Source organism: Phytohabitans houttuyneae (assembly GCF_011764425.1).
Taxonomy (GTDB): Bacteria; Actinomycetota; Actinomycetes; order Mycobacteriales; family Micromonosporaceae; genus Phytohabitans; species Phytohabitans houttuyneae.
The window spans coordinates 2,245,802-2,272,214 of record NZ_BLPF01000002.1 but is presented as its reverse complement, the minus strand read 5'-3'; the positions used below and the strand labels follow the sequence as shown (position 1 = coordinate 2,272,214).

The window sequence follows — 26,413 nt, the reverse complement described above, 5'->3', positions numbered from 1 at the left end:
TGCGCCCGCCCGATGTGCACGCTCAGCCGAAAACGGTGCACGCACAGCCCCGCTGCCGGCCTGCTCCGCTCACTAGGTTCGCACGCAGCGGTGGATGAGAGGGGCGCGCCGTGCTCAGGGGGCGGGTCGAGGAACGCGAGCGCCTGGACGCGCTCGTCGCGTCGGTGCGCGAGGGGCGCAGCGGCGTACTGGTGCTGCGGGGCGACGCCGGCATCGGCAAGACGGCGCTGCTCGACCACGCCGCGGCGGCCGCCGGCGACCTGCGGGTGCTCCGGGTCGCCGGCGTGCAGAGCGAGGCGGGCTTCCCGTTCGCCGCACTGCACCGCTTGCTGATCCCGTACCTGAAGGCGCCGCACGGCCTGCCCCGGCGCAGGACCGGGCGCTGCGCGTGGCGTGCGGCGTGGCCGACGGGCCGCCGGCCGACCGGTTCCTGGTCGGGCTGGCCGCGCTCACCCTGCTGGCCGAGGTGGCCGCGCGGGGCCCGGTGCTGTGCTGCGTCGACGACGCGCAGTGGCTCGACGCCGAGTCGCTGGCCGTCCTGGCGTTCGTCGCGCGGCGGCTGCACGCCGACGGCATCGGCCTGGTCTTCGCCGCGCGCGACGGCTTCGACGGCCTCGCCGGGCTGCCGCTCATGGAGGTCGGCGGCCTGGACGAGCCGGCCGCGCTCGACCTGCTCCGCGCGGCGGTGACCGGGCCGCTGGACGCGCGGGTGGGCGCGCGCATCGTGGCCGCCACCGGCGGCAACCCGCTCGCCCTCACCGACCTCGGCCAGGAGCTGTCCGCCGACCAGCTGGCCGGCGGCCTGTCGCTGCCCGACCCGCTGCCGGTCGGCGGCCGGCTCGAGGAGCACTACCTGCGGCAGGTCCGCACGCTTCCGCAGGACACGCGCACCTGGCTGCTGCTGGCCTCGGCCGAGCCGGGTGGCGACCTCGGGTACGTGCGGGACGCCGCCACGCGCCTGGGTGTCGGGCCGGACGCGACCGGGCCGGCCGAGGCCGCCCGGCTGCTGTCGGTGCGCGCCGCGGCCGAGTTCCGCCACCCGCTCGTGCGTTCCGCGGTGTACGGCGGCGCGACCAGCGTCGACCGGCGGCGGGCGCACGCGGCGCTCGCGGCCGCGACGACCCGCGCCGCCGACGCCGACCGGCGGGCGTGGCACCTGGCCGCGGCGAGCGTCGGGCCGGACACCGGCGTCGCGGACGAGCTGGAACGCTCGGCGGACCGGGCCGGCGCCCGCGGCGGGTACGCGGCCCGCGCCTCGTTCCTCACCCGCGCGGCCGAGCTGACGCCCGAGGGCCCGGCCCGCACCGGACGGCTGCTCGCCGCGGCCGAGTCGGCGTACCTCGCGGGCGCGCCGCTGCAGGCGCAGGCGCTGCTGGACGCGGTCGGCGAGGCCGGACCGGACGGCGCCGCCCGGGGCCGGGCGCTGCTGGTGCGGGCCGGCTCGCAGATCACGCTGGGTGTCGAGGGGGCGTTCGCGGCCTCGCCGTCGCTGGCCCTTTCCGCGGCCCGGGCGTTCGGCGCCGCCGAGCCGGAACGGGCCCGGGACGCGCTGCTGAAGGCCGTCGAGTACGCGCTGACCGCCGAGTGGCTCGCCACCACACCGCCCGCCGAGATCGCCCAGGTGATCAAGGAGGTGCTCGGCGAGGGCGCGGCGGTGACGGGGCGTGACCTGCTGCTGCGCGCGTACGGCGCGCTGAGCCTGGAAGGCTACGAGCGGGCGGTGCCGCACATGCGCCACGCGTGCGCGACGCTCGTCGAGGGCGCCACCGACGAGGAGTACCTGCGCAACTACATCCCGGCGGTCTGGCTGAGCATGGTGCTCTGGGACGAGCCGCTGCACACCGCGGTGATCCGGCGGGGCGCCGAGGCCGCGCGCCGCGCGGGTGCGCTCTGGCAGCTGGACGCGGCCCTGTACTGCGCGGTGATGCACGAGACGATCCTCGGCAACCTGGCCGCGGCGGACGAGGCACTCGTCGACGGCCACCAGATCCGCGCGGCGATGGGCGCCAGCGACGAGGTGTGGGCGATCTACCGCCATCCGGAGCTGCTCGCCTGGCGGGCCGACCTGGACGGCATCGAGCCCGCGCTGGACGGCGCGGGGCGGGCGGCGACCTGGCTGGGCAACGGCGCGGTCGAGTCGATCTCGCGGATCGGGTACGTGGTCCTCGCCCTCGGCCGCGGCGACTACGCGCTGGCCCGCACGCACGCGCACCACCTCGTCGCCAACGACACGCTCGGCGTGCACGCGCGGGTCCTGCCGAGCCTCGTCGAGGCGGCGGTGCGCAGCGGCGACCGGGTGCTCGCCGACGCCACCCTGCGCACGCTCACCTCCCGCGCGAGCGCCGCCGGCGGCCCGTGGGCGCTCGGCCTGCTGGCCCGCAGCCAGGCGCTGCTCGCCCCGGCCGGGCGGGCCGAGCCGCTGTACCGCCAGGCGGTCGCGCTGCTGTCCGGGACGCGGGCGCGCGCCGACCTGGCCCGCGCGCACCTGCTCTACGGCGAGTGGCTGCGCCGGCAGAAACGCCGCCGGGACGCCCGCGACCAGCTGCGGGCCGCGTTGGCGGCCTTCGAGCAGATGGGTACCGCCGGGTTCGCCGCCCGCGCGGCACAGGAGCTCGCGGCCACCGGGGAGAGCGCCCGCCGCCGGTCCGCCGGGACGGCCACCGGGCTCACCCCCCAGGAGCTCGCGGTCGCCCGCCTCGCCGGCGCCGGCGCCACGAACGCGGAGATCGCCGCCCAGCTGTTCATCAGCGCGAGCACCGTCGACTACCACCTGCGCAAGGTCTTCCGCAAGCTCGGGGTCACCTCGCGGCGCCAGCTGCGCACGACTACGCGCGACACGGGATTCGAGGAGGGCTAGGCGCGACCGACGATCGTGACACCCCTCGTGGACGGGAGCGTCGCCATGCCGTTCGTCACCACCGCCGATGGCACCGAGATCTTCTACAAGGACTGGGGCGAAGGGCGCCCGGTCGTGCTGAGCCACGGCTGGCCGCTCAGCTCCGACAGCTGGGAGGCGCAGCAGCTGTTCCTCGCCGAGAACGGGTACCGGGCGATCGCGCACGACCGCCGCGGCCACGGCCGCTCCACGCAGTCGTGGGGCGGCAACGAGATGGACACGTACGCGGACGACCTCGCGGCGCTGATCGAGGCCCTCGACCTGCGCGACGTCACGCTCGTCGGCTTCTCCACCGGCGGCGGCGAGGTCGCCCGCTACATCGGCCGGCACGGCACCGCACGCGTCGCGCAGGCGGTGCTCGTCGCGGCGGTACCCCCGCTGATGCTCCAGGCCGAGGACAACCCCGGCGGCGTGCCGCTGGAGGTCTTCGACGCGATCCGGGCCGGCTCGCTCGCCGACCGCTCGCAGCTGTACCGCGACCTCGCCGACGGGCCGTTCTTCGGCCTCAACCGCCCCGGGGCGAGCGTGTCACAGGGCGTGCGGGACGCGTTCTGGCGGCAGGGCCTGCAGTCCGGGCACCGCAACGCGTACGAGTCGATCGCCGCCTTCTCGGCCACCGACTTCCGCGCCGACCTGGACGCCTTCGACGTGCCCACGCTCGTCATCCACGGCGACGACGACCAGGTCGTCCCCTTCGAGGTCGGTGGAAACGCCTCCGCGGCCCGGATCCGGGATGCGACGCTCACCGTGTACGCGGGCGCGCCGCACGGCATCACCGACACCCACAAGCAGCAGCTGTCCGAGGACCTGCTCTCGTTCCTTCGCACCTTCTAGGGAGATCGCCATGACCACGCCCGACACGATCGTCCTCGTCCACGGATTCTGGGTGACGCCACGCAGCTGGGAGCAGTGGGTCACGCACTACGAGTCGAAGGGCTTCCGGGTGATCGCGCCCGGCTACCCCGGCTTCGAGGTGGAGGTCGAGGCGCTGCGGGAGAACCCGCAGATCATCGTCGACGTCACCGTGCCCGCGATCATCGAGAAGATCGAGGGGGTCCTGCGGGAGCTGGACAAGCCGCCGATCATCATGGGCCACTCGGCCGGCGGCGCGTTCACCCAGATCCTGCTCGACCACGGCTTCGGCGCCGCCGGCGTCGCGCTCAACTCGGCGCCCACCGAGGGAGTCCGGGTCGTGCCGCTGTCCCAGGTGAAGTCCACCTTCCCGGTGCTGAAGAGCCCGGCCAACCGGCACAAGGCGGTCGGGCTGTCCCTGGAGGAGTGGTCGTACGCGTTCACCAACACGTTCACCGAGGACGAGTCGCGCGCCCTCTACGAGCGCTACCACATCCCGGCGAACGGCGGCATCCTCTGGGGCAGCGTGCTGGCCAACTTCCAGCCCGGCCACCAGGACACCTGGGTCGACTACCACAACGACAACCGGGCGCCGCTGCTGTTCATCTCCGGCAGCGAGGACCACATCATGCCGCCGGCGATCCAGAAGTCGAACGCCAAGCACTACAAGTCCAACACGATCACCGAGGTCAAGGAGTACGAGGGGTACGCGCACCTGCTGCCCGCGCAGAAGGGCTGGGAGGAGATCGCCGACTACGCGCTCGACTGGGCGCTGTCCCATGCACGCTGACGTACGGCTCACCCACGTCGGCGGCCCCACCGTCCTGATCGAGGTGGCCGGGTGGCGGCTGCTGACCGACCCGACGTTCGACCCGGCCGGACGCACGTACGCGTTCGGCTGGGGCACCTCCTCCCGCAAGCTGGCCGGCCCGGCGGTCGCCGCGGACGCGCTCGGGCCGGTCGACGCGGTGCTGCTGACCCACGACCACCACGGCGACAACCTCGACGAGGCCGGGCGGCGGCTCCTGCCCGCCGCCGGCGCCGTCGTCACCACCGTGCCCGGCGCCCGCCGGCTCGGCGGCGGCGCCACCGGGCTCGCCCCGTGGGCGTCGACCACATTGGAGGGTCGGGGGCGGCCGTCCATCGAGGTCACCGCGACGCCCTGCCGGCACGGGCCGCCGCTGAGCAGGCCGATCGTCGGCGACGTGGTCGGCTTCGCCCTGCGCTGGGAGGGGCAGCGGCACGGTGCGCTGTGGATATCCGGCGACACCGTGCTCTACGGCGGTGTCCGGCAGGTCGCCGGCCGGGTGAAGGTCGGCCTGGCGGTGCTGCACCTCGGCGGCGTGCGCTTCCCGGTCACCGGCCCGGTCCGCTACACGATGACCGCCCGCGACGCCGTCACCCTGCTCGGCGAGGTACGCCCGCACACCGTCGTGCCCGTGCACTACGAGGGCTGGAAGCACTTCCAGCAACCCCGACCCGTCATCGAGCGCGAGTTCGCCGCCGCACCGCGCGACGTGCGCGACCGCATCCGCTGGCTGCCGATCGGCACCCCCACCGACCTGGAGACCTGACTGTGAGAAGACTCTTCACCGCGCTCGTGCTCGTGCTCGCCGCGGCCGGCCTGCTCGCCACCCCGGCGGCGTCCTCGGCTTCCGGCTCGCACGGGCCCAAGCCGACGGTCGTGCTGGTGCACGGCGCGTTCGCCGACGCGTCCGGCTGGAACGACGTCATCAAGCGCCTGCACCGCAAGGGCTACCCGGTGATCGCGCCGGCCAACCCGCTGCGCGGCGTGCCGTCCGACTCCGCGTACATCGCGACGGTGCTGGCCAGCATCACCGGTCCGATCGTCCTGGTTGGACACTCGTACGGCGGCATCGTCATCACAAACGCCGCGACCGGAAACCCCAACGTGAAGGCGCTTGTCTACATCGCGGCCTTCGCACCGGACCAGGGCGAGCCGCTCGTCGCGCTGCAGACGAAGTTTCCCGGCAGCCGGCTGGGACTCGAAGCTCTCGACATCCGCCCGACCGGCCCGCAGACGGCGGACGGCTACATCAAGGCGAGCCTGTTCCGGGAGATCTTCGCGGCCGACCTGCCGGCGAGCACCACCGCGCTGATGGCCGCCACCCAGCGCCCCGGCGACCTGGGCACGCTCGAGCAGGTGTCCGGGCCGCCGGCCTGGAAGGCGGTCCCGTCCTGGTACCTGGTCGCCAAGCAGGACCAGGTGATCCCGGCCGCCGCCCAGCGCTTCATGGCCGAGCGCGCCGGCGCCCGTACCAGGGAGGTCAACGCCTCGCACGTGGCGATGATGTCCCGGCCGGACACCGCCGCGGACCTCATCCTCGCGGCCGCCCGTTCCTAATCCGGTAAGGCGGGAGGGGGCCGGCGTTCGCCGGCCCCCTCCCGCACGCACGCGCTAGTTGACCAGGTCGAACTTCTCCCAGGCGCCGATCGTGGTGCGGTTGGCGATCAGCGCCGCCGCGCCGCCGTTCTCGGCGACGACGTAGCGGCCGTTGGCCTGAGCCCGGAAGCTCACGGTGCCGTCGGAGTTGTTCACCCGCGCGAAGGTCTCCCACGCGCCGACCGACGCCCGGTTGGCCACGAGCGGCGCGGCGCCCGCGTTGTCCGCGCAGACGTACTGGCCGTTGGCCTTGGAGCGGAACGCCACGTTGCCGCCGCCGAGGTCCACGATGTCGAACCGCTCGCTGTTTGTCGACGCCGCCGTGGCGCTGGCGATCAGGTTGCCGGCGGCGGTGGTGACGAACCGGTTGTTCGCCCGCGCCCGCCACGAGGTGCCGCTGACCGGGTTGGTCGCCGGCGTGCAGGTCGCGGTCGTCGCGCCGCCGGCCCACTGGATCGCGCCGAGCAGCATGCGGGTGAAGTTGCTCTCCGTGTACGACGCCTCGGTGTGCCCGAGCCCGGTGTAGAACGAGCGGCCGCCGCCGTACTGCTGGCACCAGGAGATCGGGTGGTCGCCCATCGAGCCGCCGCTGTACGTCGCCTCGTCGAGCCGCATCAGCACGCGCACGTTGGGGCGCGGGTTGGTGCGGTAGTTGTACCACTCGTCGGAGCGGGTCCAGTTGGCCGGCAGGTGCGAGGTCATCCCGTTCGAGCTGTCCTCGACGCGGATGGTCGCCTGCTGGATCGCCGGGTGTGAGGCGAAGTAGGCGCCGACCAGCCCGCCGTACCAGGCCCAGTCGTACTCGGTGTCGGCCGCCGCGTGGACGCCGACGTAGCCCTTGCCGCTCGCGATGTACGACTGGAACGCGCTCTGCTGGCTCGCGTTGAGCACGTCGCCGGTCGTGGACAGGAAGATCACGGCCTGGAACTGCGCCAGGTTGGCGGTGGTGAACTGTGCCGCGTCCTCGGTGGCCGTGACCGAGAAGCCGTTGGCGGCGCCCAGCTGCTGGATCGCCGCGATGCCGTTGGGGATCGACGAGTGCCGGAACCCGGCCGTCTTGGAGAACACCATGACCTTGGTGACGGGTGCGGCCGCGGCGGGCGACGCCGGTGCCACGAACACCGCCACCACGAGTACGGCCAGCCCGACCAGGCCGGCCGCCAGACGTCTCAACACTGCTCCTCCGCTCATGGGGTAGCGCGGAGCCGGGCCGCCGATGCTCGGCTGATCGCTCGGGGACCGCCCACGCCGAAGAGGGCGGCCACTGTAGACCGTAGTCAACATGGGATGTCTAGGGGCGTCAATCCCCAACCGTCGATGTCCGGTTTGGTCTTTGTTCCAGCCGCCATCGACAGTCATCGGATGTATGGCGAGCCCACCTCGTGTCACCCCACGGTTACGCGGTGGGACTACAATCGACCACCTATCACCAGAGGGAGTGCGTCGGCGGTGACGGCCCTGCATCCACCAGCGCTCTACATCGGCCACGACCGCGCGGTGACCGTCGTCTCCGCGCAGCCGTTGAAGGTCGAAAACGGCGGTGCCCGCACCTACCGGTGGGGAAGCGTCGTCGAGATCGTCCCCGGCGGATCGCCGGACGGCCTCAAGCCCCGCCCTCTGCTGATCCTCAGCATCCTGCTCTTCGTGGCCTCCGCCGGCATCGCCGCCCTCGGCAGCATGTGGGCCTGGTTTCCGGCGCTGGCCGGCGCGGTGCTGCTCGTCGCCTCCGGCCAGCTGGAGGGAGAGCGGCGGCGGCCGGGCGCGATCCTCGCGCCCAACTTCGACCGCGAGGCGGAGCAGACCTGCCTGCTGTCCGAGCACCGCGAGCGCAACGACTTCTGGGCGGGGCTGACCCTCGGCAAGCGGGTCTGCCAGACGCTGCCCGAGCTCGCCGGGATGGTCGACACCGACGCCGCCGAGCGGCTCCTGGCCTCCGCGCTGTTCGACCTCGCCAAGGTGCTGCAGCGGCGGCAGGAGGTGCGCGGCCTGGTGACGGAGCTCGACCAGCACGGGCGCCACGGCCTGCCGGCGAGCAACCCGGCGGTGCGCAAGCTGCTGGCCCAGCGGCAGCGGCTGACCGAGGCGCTGTCGAGCCTCGACGCCGACGTCGCGCGCCGCCTGGCGGGGCTGGAGGCCACGGCGGTGGCCAGCGAAAACTTCCTGCGGGAGCGGGAGATCCACCGGATGGCCACGCGGGTCGACCTGACCCTCGCCAGCCTGGCGCCGACCGACCTTCCGGGCGCGCCGGACTCCGGCCTGGAGCTGGCCGACGAGGTCGAGGCCGTCCTCACCGTTTATCGCGAGCTGAACGAGCGGTACGGCGCCGGCATCTGATCCCTTGTCCGGTGCGGGTTTGCGCAACCGGTGCAACGCCGGGCGCGCCCAAGGTGTCTAGGTTTCGTGGAGCAGGAGCGCACCGGCCTGCCGCCGTGGCTGGGGCCGGCGGGCCTGGCCGCCATGCTGCTGTGCGCGGGGTCGTACTGGCTGTTCGCGCGGCACAGCGGCGGCGGCCTGTGGAACGGCCTGGACCTCGGCGTCTACCAGGCCGGCGGCGCGGCGGCGCGGCACGGCCACGCGGTGTACGACATCGCCGTCGGGCGGGCCCGGCTGCCGTTCACGTACCCGCCGGCCACGCTCGTGGTCTTCGAGCCGCTCTCCCGGATCGGCCGGGAGAACGCGCTGCTGCTCGTGAACGCCGCCGGCTTCGCGGCGCTGGCGGCCACCGTCTGGCTCACCCTCGGCATGCTGGGGTACCGCCGTGACGCCGGCCGGGCCGGTGTGACGTTCGCCGTGTGCGGGCTGGCCGTGTGGCTGGAGCCGTTCGTGCAGCACTTCGCGCTCGGCCAGGTCAACATCTTCCTCATGCTGCTGGTCGTCGCCGACCTGAGCCTGCGCGACGACCGGTGGTACAAGGGCGCCGGCATCGGGCTCGCCGCGGCGGCCAAGCTCGTGCCGGGCCTGTTCGTCCTCTTCCTGCTGCTGACCGGCCGGCGCCGCGCGGCGGGTGTCGCGGCCGGCGCGTTCGTGGCCGTCACGCTGCTCGGCGCCGTGCTGTACCCGGACGAGTCGCGCACCTACTGGGGCGGAGCGTTCCTGGACTCGAGCCGGGTCACCACGGCCACGTCCGGTCCGGGGTACGTGTTCAACCAGTCGCTGCGCGGCCTGGCCGTGCGCACCTTCGGCGGCACCCACTGGGGTGACCGGATCTGGCTGCCGCTGGCCGCCGCCGCGCTGCTGGCCGGGCTGTGGCTCGCGGTCCTGGCCCACCGGCGGGGCGAGGAGGCCCTCGCCATGGTGCTGTGCGCGTTCACCGCGATCCTCGTCTCGCCGGTCTCCTGGACCCACCACTGGGTCTGGGCGGCGCCCGCGCTGGTGGTGCTCGCCGACGCCGTCCGGCGCACCCGCGACCGCGCCCAGCCGCTCGCCGCGAGCCTGCTGTGCGGCTTCGTGCTGGTGCTGTTCGCGTGGCCGCTGTCCGGCCCGCGCCGGCCGCCGCTGCCCCGCGGCATCCTCGGCGTCCTGCCCCGCAACTCCGGCAACGAGCTGGAGTGGACACTCGGCGAGCACCTGCGCGGCGAGCTGTACACCGCCGCGGTCCTGCTCCTGTTCGCCGTGGCGGCGGCCTGGCTGGTCCGCGGCGCGGTGTCCGGCCCGCGGGAAACGCCGGCGACCGCCCCGCCGATCCGCCGATAAGATCAAGGAATGTCAGACGCGGAACTCGCCATTGCCGCGGCGGAGGCGGGTGCCGCCGTCGTGCGGGCCCGGTTCGGCCAGCCGGTCGAGCTGCACGCCAAGTCCGGCCGGGACTTCGCCACCGCCGCCGACCTGGAGGCGGAGAAGGTGATCCTCGACGTGCTGCGGTCCGCCCGGCCGGGCGACGCGGTGCTGGCCGAGGAGTCCGGGGGCGGCGGCGAGGCCGGCGCGGACCGGGTGTGGCTTGTCGACCCGCTCTGCGGCACCCACAACTTCGCCGCGCGCACCCCGCTCGTCGCCGTCAACGTCGCGCTGCGCGCCGGCGGCGAGGTGACCGCGGCGGCCTCGGCCGACCCGTTCAGCGGCGAGACGTACTGGACCGGCGGCGGCGTGGCGCGGGTGCGCGTCGACGGCACCGACCGGCCGCTCACCCCCGACGCCACGGTGCCGCTCGTCGAGGTCAACCTCGAGCCGCCGTTCGCCAACGGGCCGGGCTTCCGGGCCACCCGGCTGCTCAGCGACGTGGCGTTCAACCAGCGGTTCGGCCCGCGGGTCACCTCGACGACGCTGGCGCTGCTGTGGGTGGCGGACGGGCGGCGGGCCGCGTTCCTGAGCGACAGCGACCTGCGCGACAACGTGCACTACGCCGGCCCGGTCGCGATCTGCCGGGCCGCCGGCTGCGTGGTGACCGGGCTGCGCGGGCAGCCGCCGTACGAGGGCGCCGCGGGCATCGTCGCCTCCGCCGACCAGCAGACCCACGACGCGCTGCTCGCGCTCGTCGCCAAGCAGTTTCCGGGAGGCCGGCAGTGACACTGAACGCCCTGGTGGTCCGCGGCGGGTGGGAGGGCCACCGGCCGGTCGAGGCCACCGACATGTTCATCCCGTTCCTGGAGCGGGCCGGCTACCAGGTGCGCGTCGAGGCCTCCCCGACGTGTACGCGGACGCGGACGCGATGGCCGCCACCGACCTCGTGCTGCAGTGCGTGACGATGTCGCAGATCAGCGGCGAGCAGGTGGCCGGGCTGCGCGCGGCGGTCGAGGCGGGCACCGGCCTGACCGGCTGGCACGGCGGGATCGTCGACTCGTACCGCGCCTCGTCCGACTACCTCCAGCTCGTCGGCGGCCAGTTCGCCACCCACCCGGGCAAGGAGCCCTGCGAGCGTCAGGGCGGGCAGGAGGACAACTACCTGCCGCACACCGTGAACCTGACCGCGCTCGGCCGCGAGCACCCGGTCACCGCCGGGATCGAGGACTTCGACCTGGTCACCGAGCAGTACTGGGTGCTGCACGACGACCTGGTCGACGTGCTGGCCACGACCACGCACCCGACCCGGCCGTGGCACCCGTGGCACCGGCCGATCACCTCGCCGGCGGTCTGGACGCGCCGGTGGGGTGCCGGGCGGATCGTCGTGACCACGCCGGGGCACAGCCTGGACGTGCTGGAGCACCCGAGCGTCCGTACCGTGATCGAGAGGGGCATGCTGTGGGCGAGCCGCACCGCGTCGGCATCGTAGGGCTCGGCGTCATCTCCCGGGCGTACCTCAAGACGCTCGCCGCGCGCTCCGAGGTCAGGGTCGCCGCGGTGGCCGACCTCGACCACTCGCGGGCCGCGGCGGTCGCCGTCGAGATGCCGGGCGTCGAGGCGGTGAGCGTCGAGCGGCTGCTCGGCGGCGGCGACGTCGACACGGTGCTCAACCTGACGATCCCCGCCGCGCACGCCGAGATCGCGCTCGGTGCCATCGCGGGCGGCAAGCACGTGTACGCCGAGAAGCCGCTCGCCGTCACGTTCGCCGACGGGCGGTCGGTCGTCGACGCGGCCGCCGCCGCGGGCGTGCGCGTGGGATGCGCGCCGGACACGGTCCTCGGCACGGGGATACAGACCGCGCGCGCCGCCATCGACGACGGCCTGATCGGGCGCCCGCTCGCCGCCTCGGCGGTCATGGTCACTCCCGGACACGAGCGATGGCATCCCAACCCCGACTTCTACTACGTCGCCGGCGGCGGCCCGCTGCTGGACATGGGGCCGTACTACATCACCGCCCTGGTACACCTGCTCGGCCCGGTGCGTTCGGTGACCGGCGCGGGGAGCCGGCTGCGCGGCGAGCGGGTGATCGGTTCCGGACCGCGCGCGGGCGAGCGGATCCCCGTCGAGGTGGACAGCCACGTCAGCGGGGTGCTCGAACACGCCGGCGGCGCGCTCACCACGATCACGACCAGCTTCGACAGCGTGGAGACCCATGCCGCGCCGATCGAGGTGCACGGCGAGGCGGGCACGCTCGCCGTGCCCGACCCGAACCAGTTCGACGGCGAGACCCGGCTCTTCGCGCTCGGCGGCACCGAGTGGCGCCCGCTGGAGACCTCGGCCGGCTACGCGGGGGCGGGGCGCGGGATCGGCCTCGTCGACCTGGTGACGTCGGAGGGGCGGGCCAGCGGCGACCTGGCGCTGCACGTGCTGGAGGTGATGACCGCGCTGCTCGACTCCGCGGCCGCGGGGCGGCGGATCGACCTCACCACGACCGTGGCCCGGCCGTCGCCGGTACCGCTCACGCGTTGATGAAGTCGCCGGCCCGCTGCAGGGCGCGGCCGGCCTCGGGCAGGAACGACCAGTAGTGGTGGAACACGTGCGTGACCACCGGGTACAGCTCCAGCTGCGCGTCGACACCGTGCTCGCGCGCCCGGGCCACCAGCTCGCGCGCGTCGTGCAGGCAGAAGTCCTGCGCGCCGACCTGTACCAGCATCGCCGGCAGGCCGGTCAGGTCGTCGTGGAGCGGGTTGACCGCGGGGTCGGTGGCCGGGTGCCCGTCCAGGTACATGGGCAGCGACCGCTCCACCATCTCCCGCAGCACCGCGGCGTGCGGGTCGCCGGCGTCGAGCTGGTCGAGGTAGCGCGCCTCCAGGTCGACCGAGGGGCTGAGCAGCACGATCCGGCCGGGCAGCGGGTCGCCGGCGTGCCGGACGCGGCGCAGCGCGGCGAGCAGCAGCCCGCAGCCGGAGGACTCGGCCACGACCACCAGGCGGTCCGGCCGCGTGCGGGTGGCCAGCCAGGTGTACGCGGCCGCGACGTCCTCGGGCGCCGCCGGGTAGGGGTGCTCGGGAGCCAGCCGGTAGTCCGGCACCAGGAAGGCGCGCCCGGTCAGTGAGGTGAGCACGCCCGCGAGCGGGCGGCTGCCGAAGGCGGAACCGGCGAAGTAGCCGCCGCCGTGCACGAACAGCACCGTCGGCGCGGTGCCGGCCTCCGTCTCGTACACCAGGCCCGGCACCCCGCCGGAGCGCACCGGCCGGGCGTTGACGTCCTCGGGCGTGGGCAGCTGGGCGTTCATCGCCTCGTACGCCTCGCGGAACTCGTCCAGCCCCTTGTCCATCGTGTCGACGACCGGCTGGGTGAGGCTGGCCAGCCGCTGCCGCTGCTCGTCGCCGAGCGAGCGGGTGGTGGCGACGGCCTGGTCGAGGTCGCCGAGCATCGGCCGGGTGCGGTGCAGCAGCGCCTCGCCGGCCAGCGTCAGCTCGACCTGGCGGGTGGAGCGGCGCAGCAGCTCCACGCCGATCAGCCGCTCCAGGGACTGGATCTGCCGGCTCAGCGCGGGCTGGGTCATGAAGAGCCGCTTCGCGGCCCGGCTGAAGTTGAGCTCCTCGGCGACGGCGACGAAGGCGCGCAGGTGCCGGAGCTCGATCGCGTCCGGTGCCTTGGGCAGCTCGATCATCCTCGTAGCGTATGCGCGGCCGGTGACGGGCACGAATGCCGTCGCGGCATAGGACCTATGCCGAGCGGGCCTTTCCCTCCGCCGCACGCCGCGTGACACGGTCGGCGGCATGGAACGACGGACGGCGGTGCTGCTGCTGCGGCCGCGGACCGGCGAGGTGTCGGCCGGGGTGACCTGGCCGGCCGCCGGGGCCGGGCCCGGGCGGCGGCGCTGCTGCTGGCCCCGGACCGCTTCGGGGGTACCAGCCGGGCGGAGTACGCGGCCGCCCTCGCCAACGGCTCGGGATACGTCGTCGTCGACCTGCGCTGCGGGGGCACGGGGCCGCACAGCGCCGGCGACGTCGACGCGGGCGAGCTGGGCGTGGCCGCGTACACCCTCGGCTGGCTTGCCGACCACGCGGCCGAGCTGGGCGCGGAGGCCGCGGAGGTCGTCGTGGTCAGCGTCCCGCCGGCGGTGGAGACGGCGCGTGCCGTCACCGCCCGCGCGCGGGCCGAGGGCTGGCCGAGGGTCGCGCGGCACATCCGGATCGATGAGTTCGCGGCGGCCGGGCCGTCTAACGGGGAAAGAGACTGAAGGAGACCGAGATGTACGCATCCGCCACGAAGGCGACGCGCCGGGCCTGGATCGGGCTCGCGATACTCGCACTGCCGACCCTGCTGCTGTCCCTGGACGTCAGCGTCCTCTACCTGGCCCTCCCCAGCTCAGCGCCGACCTGGGCGCCTCCAGCACCGAGCAGCTGTGGATCCTGGACATCTACTCGTTCCTGCTCGCCGGCTTCCTGGTCACGATGGGTACCCTCGGCGACCGCATCGGCCGCCGCCGGCTGCTGCTGATCGGCGGGGCGGCGTTCGGCGTGGCGTCGGTGGTGGCCGCGTACTCGACGAGCGCCGAGATGCTCATCGCGAGCCGCGCGCTGCTCGGCGTCGCCGGCGCGACGCTGATGCCGTCGACCATGGCCCTGATCCGGAACATGTTTCCGGACCCGAAGCAGATGGGCCAGGCGATCGCGATCTGGTTCGCCTGCTTCATGAGCGGCATGACGATCGGCCCGCTGGTCGGCGGCGCGCTGCTGGAGCACTTCTGGTGGGGCTCGGCGTTCCTGCTCGGCATCCCGGTCATGGTGCTGCTGCTCGTGCTCGGCCCGGTGGTCCTGCCCGAGTACCGCGACGCCGCCGCCGGCCGCCTCGACCTGGCCAGCGTGGGCCTGTCGCTGGCCGCGATCCTGCCGGTGATCTACGGCCTGAAGGGCATCGCCCGCGACGGCCTGGGCACCGCGGCGGTGGCGGCGGTCGTGGCCGGCCTCGTGTTCGGCGCGCTGTTCGTGCGGCGGCAGCGCACGCTGGAACACCCGCTGCTCGACCTGCGCCTGTTCGCGAACGGCACGTTCAGCACCGCGCTGTCGACGATGTGGTTCGGCGGCCTGGTGATGGCCGGCGTCAGCCTCGTCTCCGCGATGTACCTGCAGCTCGTCGAGGGCTTCTCACCCCTGACGGCGGGACTGTGGCTGATCCCCCAGAACCTCGCGATGATCGCCGGCTTCCAGATCGCGCCGCGCCTGGCCCAGCGCTTCCGCACCTCCCGCGTGATCGCCTCCGGCCTGACGGTCTCGGCGGCCGGCTTCGCGCTGATGGCCGCGGTGCCCGCCGAGAACGGCCTGCGCTGGCTGGTCGCCGGCCTGGTGCTCGCGGCCGCTGGCATGAGCCTGCCGATGGCCCTCACCGCGAACATCGTCATGGGCGCCACCCCGCCCGAGAAGGCCGGCTCGGGCGCCGCGGTGATGGAGACCAGCGGCGAGTTCGGCATCGCGGTGGGCATCGCCACGCTGGGCAGCCTGGCCACCTTCGTGTACCGCGACCGGCTCGAGGACGGCCTGCCGGCCGACCTGCCGGGCAACATCGCCGCGGCGATGCACGAGAGCCTGGCGGTGGCGGTGACCGCCACCGGCCGCGCCGACCTGCTGGACGTGGCACGCTCGGCCTTCACCTCGGGCCTGAACACGGTCAGCGCCGTGGGCGCCGCCATCTTCCTCACGCTGGCCGCGCTCTGCCTGGTCGTCCTCCGCCGCGCCGACCAGCCCGCACCCACGCCGGCCGGCGCCACCGCCGCCGAGGCCGAGGCCGCCGACCGCGTACCGGTGACCGCCGACCACTGAGGACGGTGCCGGCCGGGGCCCCACTTCCCCTCCACGGGCCTCGGCCGGCATCACGGTCCCTGCCGGTCCTCGCCCTCGTAGGTCGCCGTTGTCCGCTTGGCCTCCGCGAGCCTGGCATCGAGGTCGAGCAGGTCGCGTAGCGTCGCCTCCGCGCGCGCGCTGGTGTCGAGCAGGTGGGCGTCGAGCCCGGCAAACTCGTCTGTCAGTTCCTGCAGCTTCAATGCATCCCTTCCCCGGCCCCCACGGCGTCCGGCGTGACGGCGTCTTTGATGTCCAACTCGCGCTTGAGGCGCTGGCGTGCGTGGCGAAGGTGTGATCGGACAGTCGCCTCCGGCCTGCCGATGATCGCCGCGATCTCGGTGATCGTGAACCCGTCGTAGTACCAGGCCATGACTCGACGTTGTTCGTGTGGGAGCCGGCGCAGCAGATCGAGCACTCGCCGTTGCTCATCGCCGAAGACAGCGAGGTCGGGATCGGGCCGGACGAGGTCGCCAGCCCATCCACCGGCGGCCGCCCGGGCCGGTGCGGCCCGGGCGCGAGCTGTGGACGCGAGGTGGATCCGCTCGGCGACCACTCTCACCCACGCCTCCGGATGCTCGACCGCGTGCCAGTTCTCGTACGCCTTCGCCATCGCTTCCTGCGCGCTGTCCTCCGCCTCTTCCCTGCTCGCGCCAATCTTGATCAGGAACAGGACCAGACGGGCCAGGGCCCTTCGGAAGAACTCGTCAAACCCCTCCGGGCTTAAGACCATAGGTTCGAAACCCCTTTCGCTGTCCTGTAGTGAGACGGGGGTCCCTTCGCGTGCAAAGCCATGGTCCTTCACCGCCGCTTGCACGGCCGGCCGCGCCGGGCGCACATCAGGGCATGAGCAGACGCGCTTCGGTTCGGCCCCGCTTCGAGCGGCGGTCATGGGGTGGGGTACGCGGCGTGCCCCTGGTCGTCAACGCCGCCCTCAGCGGCGTCGGCGGCCTCTACGCGGTGACCCGGTCCGTCCCGGTGGTGCTGCTCGGGTGCTGCCTGGCCGCCCTCCTTGCCGTGGCCACCGCCGTATCGGCGCCCGGCGGCCACCCGTCCGATCCGGACGGGCCGGCGTGAGGTGGGGCGACACGCGCCGCCCTACTCCCGGATCGACGGTGCCGTCAGCTGACCAGCTTCCAGGGGCCGTTGCGGTCGCCCGGGGGCTGGTTGCGGTTGTACCACTTGGCCTCGTAGACCTTGCTCTGGTACGTCACGCGGTCGCCGGCCTGGTACACCGTCGTCGGGGTCCAGGTGGCCGGGCTGCCGTCCGGCGGTGGTGGGGCGATCTGCTCCCACGGGCCGTTCGGGTCGCCGGGGCGCTGGTTGCGCGTGTACCAGCGGGCCCGCCACCGCTTGCCGTCGTGGGTGGCCACGTCGCCGCCGGTGAAGATGCGCGACGGCGTCCAGATCGCCACGCCCTCCTCGGTCATGGCGAGCTCCTGCCACGGCCCGTTCACCTCGCCCGGCTTGTTGTTCTTCGCGTACCAGGACGCGGCGTAGACCTTGCCCTGGTACGTGACCCGGTCGCCGGTGTTGTACACCGTCGTCGCGCTCCACGCCGCCGGCAGGTTGACCGTCACGGTGAAGGTCGCCTGGGCGGGGTCGAGGTGGTCGCTGCCGGAGTAGGAGGCGGTGAGGGTGTGCGCGCCGCCCGCGAGCCCGACCGGCAGGGTGAAGGTCGCGGTGCCGCCGGACAACGCCGCCGACCCGCGGACCGTCGTGCCCTCGTGGAGCGTGACCGTCCCGGTGACCGGCGCGGGTGCGGCGTCGACCCTCACCGTCACCGTCGCGGCGGTGCCCCACGCGACCGGTGCCGAGGTGGCGGTGACGGCCGGTACGCCCTTGGCGGTGCGGAACACCGCCGGCTGGGCCACCGCCACGCCGCCGTCCGCGCTCGTGGCGGTGACGACCCAGGCGTACGAGGTGGCCGGCAGCAGGCCGGTCCAGGTGACCGAGGCGGTGCCGTTCGCGGTCACCTGGTCGGTGCCGATCTCGCCGCCCGGCACGTACGCGGCCAGCGAGTCGGTGCTGAACGACGTCTTCCGCGTGGTGATGTCGACCGGGAGCGTGAGGTTGTCCTCCGCGCCGTTGTACCGCGGCCTGGTCTGGCTGCCGTCCGCGCGGATGTCGTACTCGGTGGCGCCGAAGTTCTGCAGCAGCGGCGAGTACGTGTCGATGTGCATCTCGGCACGGTCCACGTCGAACTGCAGCAGCCGCAGGAAGCTCGCCCCGAACTGGAGGCGGTCGGTGGCCTTGTGGTCCGCGGTGCCGTCGCCGTTGAGGTCGACGTTGCCGGACGTGTCGACGAGGTCGGGCCAGAGCTCGCCCGCGGACACCGTGTAGAACTGGTAGTCCGCCAGCAGCTCGACCACGTCGTGGGCGACCGTGACGCCGACGTTCGACTTCACGTTGGTGCCGACGCCGTGCTCGTGGCCGGCGAGCACCAGGAAGACGTTCGGGTTGGCCTCCACGACGAGCTTGTACAGCGGCGAGCCGTCCGGCGCGGAGAAGGCCGCGCCGCGGCCGTCGGGGCTGGTCGACGGGCGCAGGTAGTCGTGGGAGAGCAGGATGCCGTTGCGGTCCTTGTACCGCTTGAAGACCGAGTCCGCCCACTTGGCCTCGGCCGGTGTCACGCCGTACGAGAGGCCCACCGCGACGAAGTCCAGCCCGCCGGCGGAGAAGAGCACGTAGTTGTTCTGGTTGTCCCGGCCGAGCGTGACCGTGCCGTCGACGTTTGTCACCTCGTCCCACGCGTGGTACTCGGAGCCGGCGGGCCAGGCGCCGGCCACCTGGTAGTAGCGGTCCGCGCCGAAGACCTTGCTGAACCGGGAGTCCGGCCCGGTCTCGGCGCCGAGCTGGTTGTCGTGGTTGCCGGCGATGACCTGGTTGACCACGCCCTTGTCGTCGAGCACCCTCTGGTACGCGGAGGCGCGCTGGAACTCCCGGTCGACCTGCTCGTTGAGGCCGGGGCGCAGCAGCGAGCCGTCCGCGTTCCGGGCGAGCGGGTCGTAGTAGTCGTTCTCGATGATGTCGCCCGTGTGCGCGGTGTAGGCGATCTTCCGCCCGGCCGCGTTGTCGGCGATCCACTGTGTCGTCTCGCGGTACGCGGCCGCGAAGATGGCCTGCTCCTCGGCGACCTGGATGTCGGTGGGCTCCGGCCGCCCGTCGAAGTCGTCGTACGTGCCGCCGGCCGCGCCCTCGCTCAGGTACTGGGTGTCGGTGAAGTGGGCGAGCGCGAAGTCGTACGTGGCCGGGTCCTCGAAGCGGTCCTTGTCGTCCTGCGCCGAGGAGTCGCGCGGTGACAGGTCGTCGGCGAACGGGTCCTCGCCGGTGACCAGCACGTGCACGGTGCCGCCGTCCCGGTACGCGTCGGTGAGCGGCGCGGTGAGCACGGTGGACCTGCCGGCCTTGCCGCGGGCGCTGGTGAGCACGTCCCAGGTGCGGCCGGCCGGGTCCCACACGCGCAGCGCGACGACGCGGGCCGGGTCGATGGTGCCCTCCCAGCGCAGCGTCGGCGCCGCCTGGGTGGCGGCGAGCGGCACGTCGTACCGCTGGAAGACCACGTCGCGGCTGGACGCCGTGTCGACCGTGCGGCCGTCGAGCGGGCGCAGCGAGCCGACGTCGACGCCGCCTTCGTGCTGGACGTCCAATGTGGTCGGCACCGCCGCGGCGACACCCTGGTACCCGCCCGACGGCGCGACCACATCCGCCTTGGTGAAGGTCGCCGTGAGCGGTACCCCGTCCTCGCCCGGGATCGTCGCGGAGAGCGTGGCGGACGGCGCGTTCGTGCCGCTGACGGCCGTGTCCAGCGCGGTCGGCACGTCCGGGATGCTGGCGCTGGTGAAGCGCACCTCGCGGGTGGCGGTGTTGCCGAGCGTGTCGGTGGCGGTGACGGCGAGGACGTGCGCGCCGGCCGGCAGGCCGTGCCCGATCTCGTCGCCCTGCCTGACCGGCCGGCCGTCGAGCGTGAGCGTCGGCGTACCCGCCACGCCCGTCGCGTCCTCCACCGTCACGTGGAGCGCGACCGTCGCGGTGAGCCGCTGCCCCTCGGCGGGCACGCTGCCGCTCACCACCGGTGCCGCGTTGTCCACGGTGAACGTGCGTGTGGCGGTCTTGTCGCCGCTCGTGGCCGTCACGCTGTGCCGGCCGTCGGCGAGCGTCGCGGTGTCCACGTCGGCCCGCAGGCCCCGCGCGGCGAGGCCGGCGCCGACCTCGAAGAGGATCTGCTTGCGCAGCGTGTTGTTGTGCGTGCTGCCGCAGGTGCCGTCGCCGACGAACGTGGTGACCTGCGCCCCGGCCGGGTACGACGACGAGCCGATCGTGACGGTCGTCTGCGCCACCTGCCGGGTCAGCTGGACGGCCTGCGGGCCGCCGGCCGGGAAGAGCTGGAAGTCGCGCATGGTGAAGTCGTCGAAGTTGCCGGCCGGGCAGTCCGGCGCGACCGTGATGGGGTTGATGCCGGCGGCGAAGTCGAGCACGTTGACCCCGGGCACGAGCCACTCGTTCGGGAAGGCGAGGTCGGCGACCTCCTTCTCCCAGATGCCGAGGGGCAGCGGGATGCCGTTGACGAGCACCTGGTTGCGATAGCCGCCGTCGGTGCCGTTGCCGCCGACGAACAGGCGCAGGTGCGCGTCCCCGCCGCTGCCCAGCGTGTCGATCGTGCGGGTGGTCCGGGCTCCGGAGATCGTGAAGGCGAACTCGGCGTCCTTGTTGGCGCCGCAGGTCCCGTCGCCGAGGGCGAGCGTGGCGTCCGCCGTGGCGGTCCGGTCCCCGCCGGTCAGGTAGTACACGTCGGACAGAGCCGCGGCGCCGGTGCTGACCGACAGGCCCACGCTGTCGCGGGCGATCCGGAAGTCGTCGTGGTTGGCGCAGAGCGTGGCGCCGCTGCCGGAGTTGTAGTCGCCGGTGACGACCTGGATGGAGTTCTCACCCGGGCGCAGGTACCGGTTGGGCAGCCGGACCGCGACCGCCTCGGCCCCGCCGGCGCCGTAGTCGCCGCCGAGGTCCACGCGGTTGCCGTTCACCATCAGGTAGTTGTGGTAGCGCGCCTCGATGGAGTTGCCCGCCGCGACCGTGAAGGTGAACGTCGAGGTGCCGGCGGCGAGCGTCTCGGCGTTCTCGACCGGCCCGCCGTCCAGCGCGATCGAGTCCACTGTGGTCTCACCCTCGCGCGGCGCGGCCGCGATGACCGGCTGGGCGCCGCGGACGAGCGCGCCCTCGGCCGGCGTCACCTTCGCCGAGCCGGCGGGCGCGTTGTTCACGCCGACCGTGACGCTGGTCGTGGCGCCGGAGGCGGTGACCGCCTTGACGGTGTGCGCGCCGTTCGGCAGCGAGCGCGTGTCCAGGTCGAGGCGCAGGCCCGACGTGGTGCCGCCCGGCTCGCCGGCGAGCACGAACGTCAGCTGCTGCTTCAGCCGCGGCGTCGAGCTGCCGCAGGTGCCGTCGCCGAAGCTGTAGCTGAACAGGTTCTGCTCGCCGTCGATGACCACGCCGAGCAGGCTGAGGCTGATGCTGCTGAGCGGAAAGTCGTCGAAGTTGGGGCAGCGGCCGCCCTCGCCGTTCGGCAGCTGCTCGTAGCCGACCGCGGCGGTGTTTGTGGAGTCGACCCAGTTGGCGCCGGCGTTGACGGTGATGGTGTTGATGCCGGAGCGCAGCCACTCGCCGGGAAAGTCGAGCACACCCGCGCTGCCGCCGGGGATGTCCGGGAAATGGACGCGCTCGGACTCGGCCGTGTGTCCGTTCACGGTGATGTAGTTGTGGTAGCGCGCCTCGGTGCCGTTGCCGCCCATGTCGAACGCGAAGTGCGCGGTGCCCGCCGTCCGCGTCGCGTCGACCGCCCGGTCGTCGACGAGGATGTCGGTGACCGGGTCGTTCTCGGCGGTGGGCTCGGCCGTGACGGTGACGGTGCCGTCGAGCGCCTGCCCGTCCCGGAGGTTGAGCGTCGGCGCGCCGCCGACGACCGGCGGCGCCTCCTCGGCCCCGGCGGTGGCCGGGACGACCGCGACCGCGGCGAGCGCGACGGCGACCAGTGTCCACAGCGCACGGGTGCGCTTCATGGTTCTCCTTAGGCGACGGTGGTGAGGTGGATCGCGGCGACGGCGGTGAGGCCGGCACCGAAGAGCGTGATGCCGGCGGCGGCCAGCACCGGGGCCGCGCGCGCGGCCAGGCGGAGGGTGGCGTGCGCGTGCGCGCCGCGGGTGACCGCCGTGCCGCCGCCGATCGCGAGCAGGCCGACGCCGAAGAGCACGACGGCCATGCCGATCCCGAACGCCAGCACCAGCAGCAGCGCGAAGCCCGCCCGCCCGAGGAACAGCCCGGTCACCAGCACGAGGAACGCGGCCGGCGACGGGGTAAGCCCGCCCGAGGCGCCGAGCAGCAGCAGCCCCGGCCGCGTGCCGCGGTGGTGGTCGTGGTCGTGGTGGTGGTGGTGACGGTTTCGCCGCCGCAGCAGCCAGAGCCCGGTGCCGAGCACGAGCACGCCGGCGACGAGCTGGAGCCAGCCGGTGAGCTCCTCCATGCGGACACTGTCCGAAAGGGACAGAAACGTCCACGCCAGACCGATCACCAGCACCGAGAGCGTGTGCATCGCCGCCACCGCGCCGCCGAGCCACGCCGCGTCCCGCACCCGCCCGCGCGCGCCCACGAGGTACGCGGCCGCCAGGCTCTTGCCGTGCCCCGGCGTCACCGCGTGCCCGGCACCCGCCGCGAACGCCAGCGCGAACGCCGCCGGCCCCACCCCGGGCGACTCGATCGCGCTCTGCAGCTGCTCCGCGATCATGCCGCCACCCGCCGGCGCAGCGCGAGCGCGGCGGCCGCGATCAGGAGCAGGCCGCCCGCCACGGCCCCGATCTGAAGAGCGGCACCGCGCCCGCGCCGGTCACCCCGCCGGCCGCCGCCGGCACGTCGCCGAGCGTCCATTCACGGGTGTACGCGTCAGAGGTGTAGACCGCGCGGACACCACCGGGTCCGGTGGCCAGCGTCCGGTAGGCCGGGTCGAGGTCGGTGAGCGTCCGCACCCCGACGGACGCCACGCCGACCGCCCCGGCGCAGGTGAAGTCGATCGTGGCGCCGGCGCGCGCCAGGTCGGCCGGCGGCGCCACGGCACCCGGGCAGGCCCGCCCGTCGCTGGTGACGGTGACCCGCTTGAGCAGGTAGTCCGCGAGCTGCCGGGACGGGCCGACGACCGCCGCGTCCGAGTCCCGGTAGGACACGGCGCCGTCGAGCATGACCCGGTCGCGCGGGAGCAGCCCGAGCGCCACCCCAGCACCGTGAGGTCGTCGAGGCCGCCGACCCTCCACCGCACCCGCACGACCTCGGGCCGGCCCGGGTCGGCCTCGATCGCCACCGTCTGCGGGTCGCCGAACGGATGGGCGCCGGCCGGCGCCGGTACCGCGCACACGGCGGCGGCCGCGCACGCCAGAACGCCGGCGAGGCGGGCCGAGCCGCGAAGGCCGCGGGTGGGCACGAGGCAGCACTCCTGGTGGAGAGGGGGTTCGGGGCAGCCCCGAGTCTGTGCCGGCCTCGTGAAACTCACGGGCTCGCCCCAGTGATCAGCAGGCGATGCCGACGTGAACAGTTAGTTGATCAATCCGTACGCGAGGACCGCGGCCGCCGCCGGCGCGGCGGGAGCGGTCACGACCGGCGTGCGGTCAGATGGCGAGCACCTCGTCCCAGGTCGTGACGTTCCAGGTCGTGGCGAACAGCTGCTCGATCGCGGGCCGGGCCGCCGCCTCGATGGCCGCCGCGTCCGGGGTGACCACGGTCATGCCGGCCGTCTCCAGCTCGCCCAGCAGCGCCGCCTCGCGGTCGGCCATGAAGGCGGAGCCCCACTCGGTGGCCTTGCGCATCGCGCGGCGGACCTTGTCGGGCCAGGGCACGTCGCGCAGGAAGCACGCGTTGGCCGCGACGAGCCCGAAGCCGACCAGGTGGCCGGTCAGCGCCAGGTGCGACTGCACCTCGAAGAGGCGCAGCGAGGAGATCTGGGTCAGGTCGCCCTCGGAGGCCTCGGCGACGCCGGTGCGCAGCGCCTCGTAGATGCCGGTGAGCGGGACCTGCACCGGCACCGCGCCCAGCGCGGACCAGACGGCCACCCAGTCGGGCACCGGCGGCAGGCGCAGCCTGATGCCGGCGAGGTCGGCCGGCGTGACGATCGCGCGGTTGGCGGTGAACTGGCGAAATCCCCTGTAGACGGTGCCGAGGGAGACGAGGTTGCCGCCGGTGCGGACCAGGGCGCGGGCCTCGTCGCCGAGGTGGCTGCGCCAGACGCGCTGGAAGTGCGCGTAGTCACGGATCACGTATGGCCCGTTGAAGAAGAAGTACGCCGGGGCGTAGTCCTGGATCGGCTGGCCGCCGGTCAGGACGATGTCCGCGACCCGCTCGGCCGGCTCGCAGGGTGCCATCGCGGGGTTGATCGTCTGCTCGTTGAGCACCGAGGTGGCCACCTCGACGACCAGCCGGCCGCGGGTCTCCGCCTCCAGCAGCTCCTTGAACCTCAGCGCCGTGTCGGCCAGGATGTGGCCCGCCGCGAAGGGGGTGGCCACGCGCACGGTGACGGGCGGTCGCGGCCGGCCGTGCGCCGGGAGGGCGAGTCCGAGCGGCGCCGCCCCGGCGGCCTTGATCAACGTACGTCGATTCACGCTCATGCCGAGAGCGTACCGGCACGCGCGGTCTTGACATTGATGACCGTTGCTGCTTGTCTATGACAAATCTCCCCCGCGCCTCCGGGCGGCGCGCCGTTTCTCTCCGGAAGGGAAACCGCGAATGCCCGACCATCCCCGCCGCCGCCTGCGCTTGTCGCTGCTCGCCGGCACGTCCGCACTCACCGTCCTCATCGGACTTCTCGCCGGCAGCGCGTTCGCCGGCGAGCCCAGCGGCGTACCGGCCGACGACGCCGCGCGCGGCATGATCTACAGTGGACTCACCGCGGCCAAGGACGGGCCGTGCGCCGGCGTGTTCCAGGTCAAGGGCGTGTCACCGGTCATGTGCACGCACGGGCCGGACCCCGCTCCGGCAGGCCTGTCGGTCAAGCGCCGCATCCAGCCCTTCGCCGCGCCCGCGGCCGGCACCAACGCCAGCGCGCTGGCCGTCTGCGAGGGCGACGGCACGTCCGGCCGCCGCGTGGAGGTGCTCTACATCCACGGCTCGACCAGCCGGTACCAGCAGTACCTGGAGACCTTCCGCACGCTGGCCGAGGGCGTCGACGTCATCTTCAACGAGAGCGCCCGCGAGACCGGCGGCGAGCGCCACGTGCGGTACGTGACGGAGAACGTCAACGGCGCCTGCCGGCCGGTCGTCCGCGACGTACAGATCGCCGACTCGGCGCTCAACGCCAACGACTGGGCGCCACTGCTCAACGCGGTGCGCGCCGCCGGGTACACGCGCACCGACCGCAAGTACCTCCAGTTCGTCGACGCCGATGTCTACTGTGGAATCGGCGGCTTCGCGGGCGACACCCGCAAGACCGACGCCAACCGCTCCAACTCCGGCCCCGAGTACGCGCGGGCCGACAACGGCTGCTGGAGCGCGGGCGTGGCCGCGCACGAGCTGGGCCACACGCTCGGCGCCGTCAACAACAACGCGCCCAACGGATCCGGCGCGGCGCACTGCGTGGACGAGTGGGATGTCATGTGCTACAAGGACGGACCGAACGTGGTCATCCGGACCAGCTGCCCGGACCGCGCGCACGACCAGCGGCTGGACTGCAACCACGACGACTACTACCACACCAACCCGGCCGCCGGCTCGTACCTGGCGAACAACTTCAACGTCGCCGACAACCTCTTCCTCATCCGCGGCGGCGGCTCCGGACCGGGACCGCAGCCCGGCCAGAACCGCGCGCTGAGCGCGACCGCGTCCGCCTCGTACACCTCGTCGTGGGAGAGCGTGGCCGCCATCAACGACGGCGCCGAGCCCGGCTCGTCGAACGACACCGTCAACCCCCGCTGGGGCACCTGGCCGAACACCGGTGAGCAGTGGGCGCTGCTGACCTGGGCCTCGGCGCAGACGCTCACCTCGGCCGAGGTGTACTTCTTCGACGACAACGGCGGCGTCCGCGTACCCGCGTCGTGGCGGCTCCAGTCCTGGAACGGCAGCGCGTACGTCGACGTGGCCGGCGCCAGCGGCTACCCGGTCGCGGTCAACCAGTACAACCGGGTGACGTTCAGCAGCGTGAGCACCACGCGGCTGCGGGTGGTGCTGCAGAGCGGGGCAGGTTCGGTCGGGCTGCTGGAAGTCAAGGCGTTCGGTCCCTGATGGTTCGTGCGCACGCCGGCGCCGTCCTGACTGTCCACTCGGACGGCGCCGGCTCGGTCTGGATCACCGCGAAGTGGACGGACGGGCACCCGGTCACCGGGCCGGCCACCGCGATCCTCACCGGGTCGGCGGCCGGCCAGCGGGTCGGGCCGGCGCCGCTGCGCCCGATCGGCGACGGCGCCGGCACGCTCACGTACACCGGACAGCTGCCGCCCGGCCAATGGGCGGTGACCGCCGAGATGGCCATGCCGGCGGTGGCCCGCTGCGACGCCCGCTTCGAGGTGGGCGCCGCGGCGGCACCGGCGGCGGTGACCTGCGAGCTGCCGCCGGAGGCACCGGCTCCGGCGGCTTCCCCGGGCTTGCCGTGGCTGCCGGTCGCCGGTGCCGTGCTGGCCGTTCTCGTGGTGGTGGCGCTGGTCGTCGCCCGCCGCCGGCTGTGGTGAGATG

At 73.6% G+C, this 26,413-nt stretch carries 23 protein-coding genes and 2 pseudogenes; 17 read left to right on the top strand and 8 right to left on the bottom strand.

Annotated elements, in window-relative coordinates:
• Window positions 1–110: 110 nt before the first annotated feature.
• The 6 genes and pseudogenes from Phou_RS53410 to Phou_RS33300 form a co-directional block, all read left to right on the top strand.
• Window positions 111–278, top strand: a pseudogene (locus Phou_RS53410) (AAA family ATPase); the annotation flags it as partial.
• 122 nt (window positions 279–400) lie between these two features.
• The gene (locus Phou_RS33320; protein ID WP_246274022.1) at window positions 401–2,857 is read left to right on the top strand and encodes a LuxR C-terminal-related transcriptional regulator; all 2,457 of its coding nucleotides are present in this window, start codon (window positions 401–403) and stop codon (window positions 2,855–2,857) included.
• Window positions 2,858–2,902: 45 nt separating this feature from the next.
• The gene (locus Phou_RS33315; RefSeq protein ID WP_173063581.1) at window positions 2,903–3,730 is read left to right on the top strand and encodes an alpha/beta fold hydrolase; all 828 of its coding nucleotides are present in this window, start codon (window positions 2,903–2,905) and stop codon (window positions 3,728–3,730) included.
• Window positions 3,731–3,740: 10 nt separating this feature from the next.
• The gene (locus Phou_RS33310) at window positions 3,741–4,538 is read left to right on the top strand and encodes an alpha/beta hydrolase (protein ID WP_173063578.1); all 798 of its coding nucleotides are present in this window, start codon (window positions 3,741–3,743) and stop codon (window positions 4,536–4,538) included.
• Complete coding sequence (locus tag Phou_RS33305) at window positions 4,528–5,322, top strand: MBL fold metallo-hydrolase (RefSeq protein WP_173063574.1); 795 nt, start codon at window positions 4,528–4,530, stop codon at window positions 5,320–5,322. The genes Phou_RS33310 and Phou_RS33305 overlap by 11 nt, the downstream gene beginning before the upstream one ends.
• Window positions 5,323–5,324: 2 nt before the next feature.
• Window positions 5,325–6,113 carry an alpha/beta fold hydrolase gene (locus tag Phou_RS33300; RefSeq protein WP_173063571.1) on the top strand — a complete coding sequence of 263 codons (789 nt, stop codon included), beginning with the start codon at window positions 5,325–5,327 and terminating at the stop codon, window positions 6,111–6,113.
• Window positions 6,114–6,167: 54 nt separating this feature from the next.
• Here the strand turns inward: Phou_RS33300 and Phou_RS33295 are convergent, their stop codons facing one another.
• Complete coding sequence (locus Phou_RS33295; RefSeq protein ID WP_173063568.1) at window positions 6,168–7,343, bottom strand: ThuA domain-containing protein; 1,176 nt, start codon at window positions 7,341–7,343, stop codon at window positions 6,168–6,170.
• Window positions 7,344–7,601: 258 nt separating this feature from the next.
• Here Phou_RS33295 and Phou_RS33290 point away from each other — a divergent pair, with 258 nt between their 5' ends.
• From Phou_RS33290 to Phou_RS33270, 6 genes are all read left to right on the top strand, one after another.
• Window positions 7,602–8,486, top strand: a complete 885-nt coding sequence (locus Phou_RS33290; RefSeq protein WP_173063566.1) for a hypothetical protein — start codon at window positions 7,602–7,604, stop codon at window positions 8,484–8,486.
• A gap of 66 nt (window positions 8,487–8,552) precedes the next feature.
• Window positions 8,553–9,845, top strand: a complete 1,293-nt coding sequence (locus Phou_RS33285) for a glycosyltransferase 87 family protein (RefSeq protein WP_173063564.1) — start codon at window positions 8,553–8,555, stop codon at window positions 9,843–9,845.
• 9 nt (window positions 9,846–9,854) lie between these two features.
• On the top strand, window positions 9,855–10,655 hold the full coding sequence (locus Phou_RS33280) for an inositol monophosphatase family protein (protein WP_173063562.1): 801 nt from the start codon (window positions 9,855–9,857) through the stop codon (window positions 10,653–10,655).
• Window positions 10,652–10,831 (top strand): hypothetical protein, encoded by a 180-nt coding sequence (locus tag Phou_RS55110; RefSeq protein WP_308784685.1) that lies wholly within the window; start codon window positions 10,652–10,654, stop codon window positions 10,829–10,831. Before Phou_RS33280 ends, Phou_RS55110 begins: the two co-directional genes overlap by 4 nt.
• Window positions 10,777–11,358, top strand: coding sequence for a ThuA domain-containing protein (locus Phou_RS33275; protein WP_308784684.1), 582 nt, complete (start codon window positions 10,777–10,779; stop codon window positions 11,356–11,358). The genes Phou_RS55110 and Phou_RS33275 overlap by 55 nt, the downstream gene beginning before the upstream one ends.
• Window positions 11,328–12,398: a Gfo/Idh/MocA family protein gene (locus tag Phou_RS33270; protein WP_173063560.1), complete on the top strand. Its 1,071-nt coding sequence runs from the start codon at window positions 11,328–11,330 to the stop codon at window positions 12,396–12,398. Before Phou_RS33275 ends, Phou_RS33270 begins: the two co-directional genes overlap by 31 nt.
• Here the strand turns inward: Phou_RS33270 and Phou_RS33265 are convergent.
• The gene (locus Phou_RS33265) at window positions 12,388–13,545 is read right to left on the bottom strand and encodes an alpha/beta hydrolase fold domain-containing protein (protein ID WP_218579313.1); all 1,158 of its coding nucleotides are present in this window, start codon (window positions 13,543–13,545) and stop codon (window positions 12,388–12,390) included. The two genes, Phou_RS33270 and Phou_RS33265, sit on opposite strands and share 11 nt — an antisense overlap.
• A gap of 360 nt (window positions 13,546–13,905) precedes the next feature.
• On the opposite strand from Phou_RS33265, the gene Phou_RS33260 reads away from it, so the two are divergent.
• Together Phou_RS33260 and Phou_RS33255 are read left to right on the top strand one after the other, a co-directional pair.
• Window positions 13,906–14,118 carry a hypothetical protein gene (locus tag Phou_RS33260; RefSeq protein WP_173063558.1) on the top strand — a complete coding sequence of 71 codons (213 nt, stop codon included), beginning with the start codon at window positions 13,906–13,908 and terminating at the stop codon, window positions 14,116–14,118.
• Window positions 14,119–14,129: 11 nt separating this feature from the next.
• A pseudogene (locus Phou_RS33255) lies at window positions 14,130–15,697 on the top strand (MFS transporter).
• Window positions 15,698–15,747: 50 nt separating this feature from the next.
• On the opposite strand, the gene Phou_RS33250 reads toward Phou_RS33255, so the two are convergent.
• Together Phou_RS33250 and Phou_RS33245 are read right to left on the bottom strand one after the other, a co-directional pair.
• The gene (locus tag Phou_RS33250; protein ID WP_173063555.1) at window positions 15,748–15,918 is read right to left on the bottom strand and encodes a hypothetical protein; all 171 of its coding nucleotides are present in this window, start codon (window positions 15,916–15,918) and stop codon (window positions 15,748–15,750) included.
• The gene (locus Phou_RS33245) at window positions 15,915–16,532 is read right to left on the bottom strand and encodes an RNA polymerase sigma factor (RefSeq protein WP_218579312.1); all 618 of its coding nucleotides are present in this window, start codon (window positions 16,530–16,532) and stop codon (window positions 15,915–15,917) included. The genes Phou_RS33250 and Phou_RS33245 overlap by 4 nt, the downstream gene beginning before the upstream one ends.
• A 29-nt stretch (window positions 16,533–16,561) precedes the next feature.
• Here Phou_RS33245 and Phou_RS33240 point away from each other — a divergent pair, with 29 nt between their 5' ends.
• Window positions 16,562–16,792 carry a hypothetical protein gene (locus Phou_RS33240; RefSeq protein WP_173063552.1) on the top strand — a complete coding sequence of 77 codons (231 nt, stop codon included), beginning with the start codon at window positions 16,562–16,564 and terminating at the stop codon, window positions 16,790–16,792.
• A 44-nt stretch (window positions 16,793–16,836) separates the two neighbouring features.
• On the opposite strand, the gene Phou_RS33235 is transcribed toward Phou_RS33240, so the two are convergent.
• The 4 genes from Phou_RS33235 to Phou_RS33220 form a co-directional block, all read right to left on the bottom strand.
• Complete coding sequence (locus Phou_RS33235; RefSeq protein WP_371872241.1) at window positions 16,837–20,115, bottom strand: carbohydrate-binding protein; 3,279 nt, start codon at window positions 20,113–20,115, stop codon at window positions 16,837–16,839.
• 1,664 nt (window positions 20,116–21,779) lie between these two features.
• The gene (locus tag Phou_RS33230) at window positions 21,780–22,493 is read right to left on the bottom strand and encodes a cobalt transporter (RefSeq protein ID WP_173063546.1); all 714 of its coding nucleotides are present in this window, start codon (window positions 22,491–22,493) and stop codon (window positions 21,780–21,782) included.
• Between the two features lie 40 nt (window positions 22,494–22,533).
• Complete coding sequence (locus Phou_RS33225; protein ID WP_173063543.1) at window positions 22,534–22,974, bottom strand: hypothetical protein; 441 nt, start codon at window positions 22,972–22,974, stop codon at window positions 22,534–22,536.
• A 390-nt stretch (window positions 22,975–23,364) separates the two neighbouring features.
• Window positions 23,365–24,357 (bottom strand): TRAP transporter substrate-binding protein, encoded by a 993-nt coding sequence (locus tag Phou_RS33220; RefSeq protein ID WP_173063540.1) that lies wholly within the window; start codon window positions 24,355–24,357, stop codon window positions 23,365–23,367.
• A gap of 118 nt (window positions 24,358–24,475) precedes the next feature.
• Here Phou_RS33220 and Phou_RS53395 point away from each other — a divergent pair, with 118 nt between their 5' ends.
• Both Phou_RS53395 and Phou_RS33210 read left to right on the top strand, forming a co-directional pair.
• Entirely contained in the window at window positions 24,476–25,966 is a 1,491-nt protein-coding gene (locus tag Phou_RS53395) for a hypothetical protein (RefSeq protein ID WP_246274021.1), read from the top strand.
• Window positions 25,966–26,409, top strand: a complete 444-nt coding sequence (locus Phou_RS33210; RefSeq protein WP_173063536.1) for a hypothetical protein — start codon at window positions 25,966–25,968, stop codon at window positions 26,407–26,409. The genes Phou_RS53395 and Phou_RS33210 overlap by 1 nt, the downstream gene beginning before the upstream one ends.
• The last annotated feature ends 4 nt before the right edge of the window (window positions 26,410–26,413 follow it).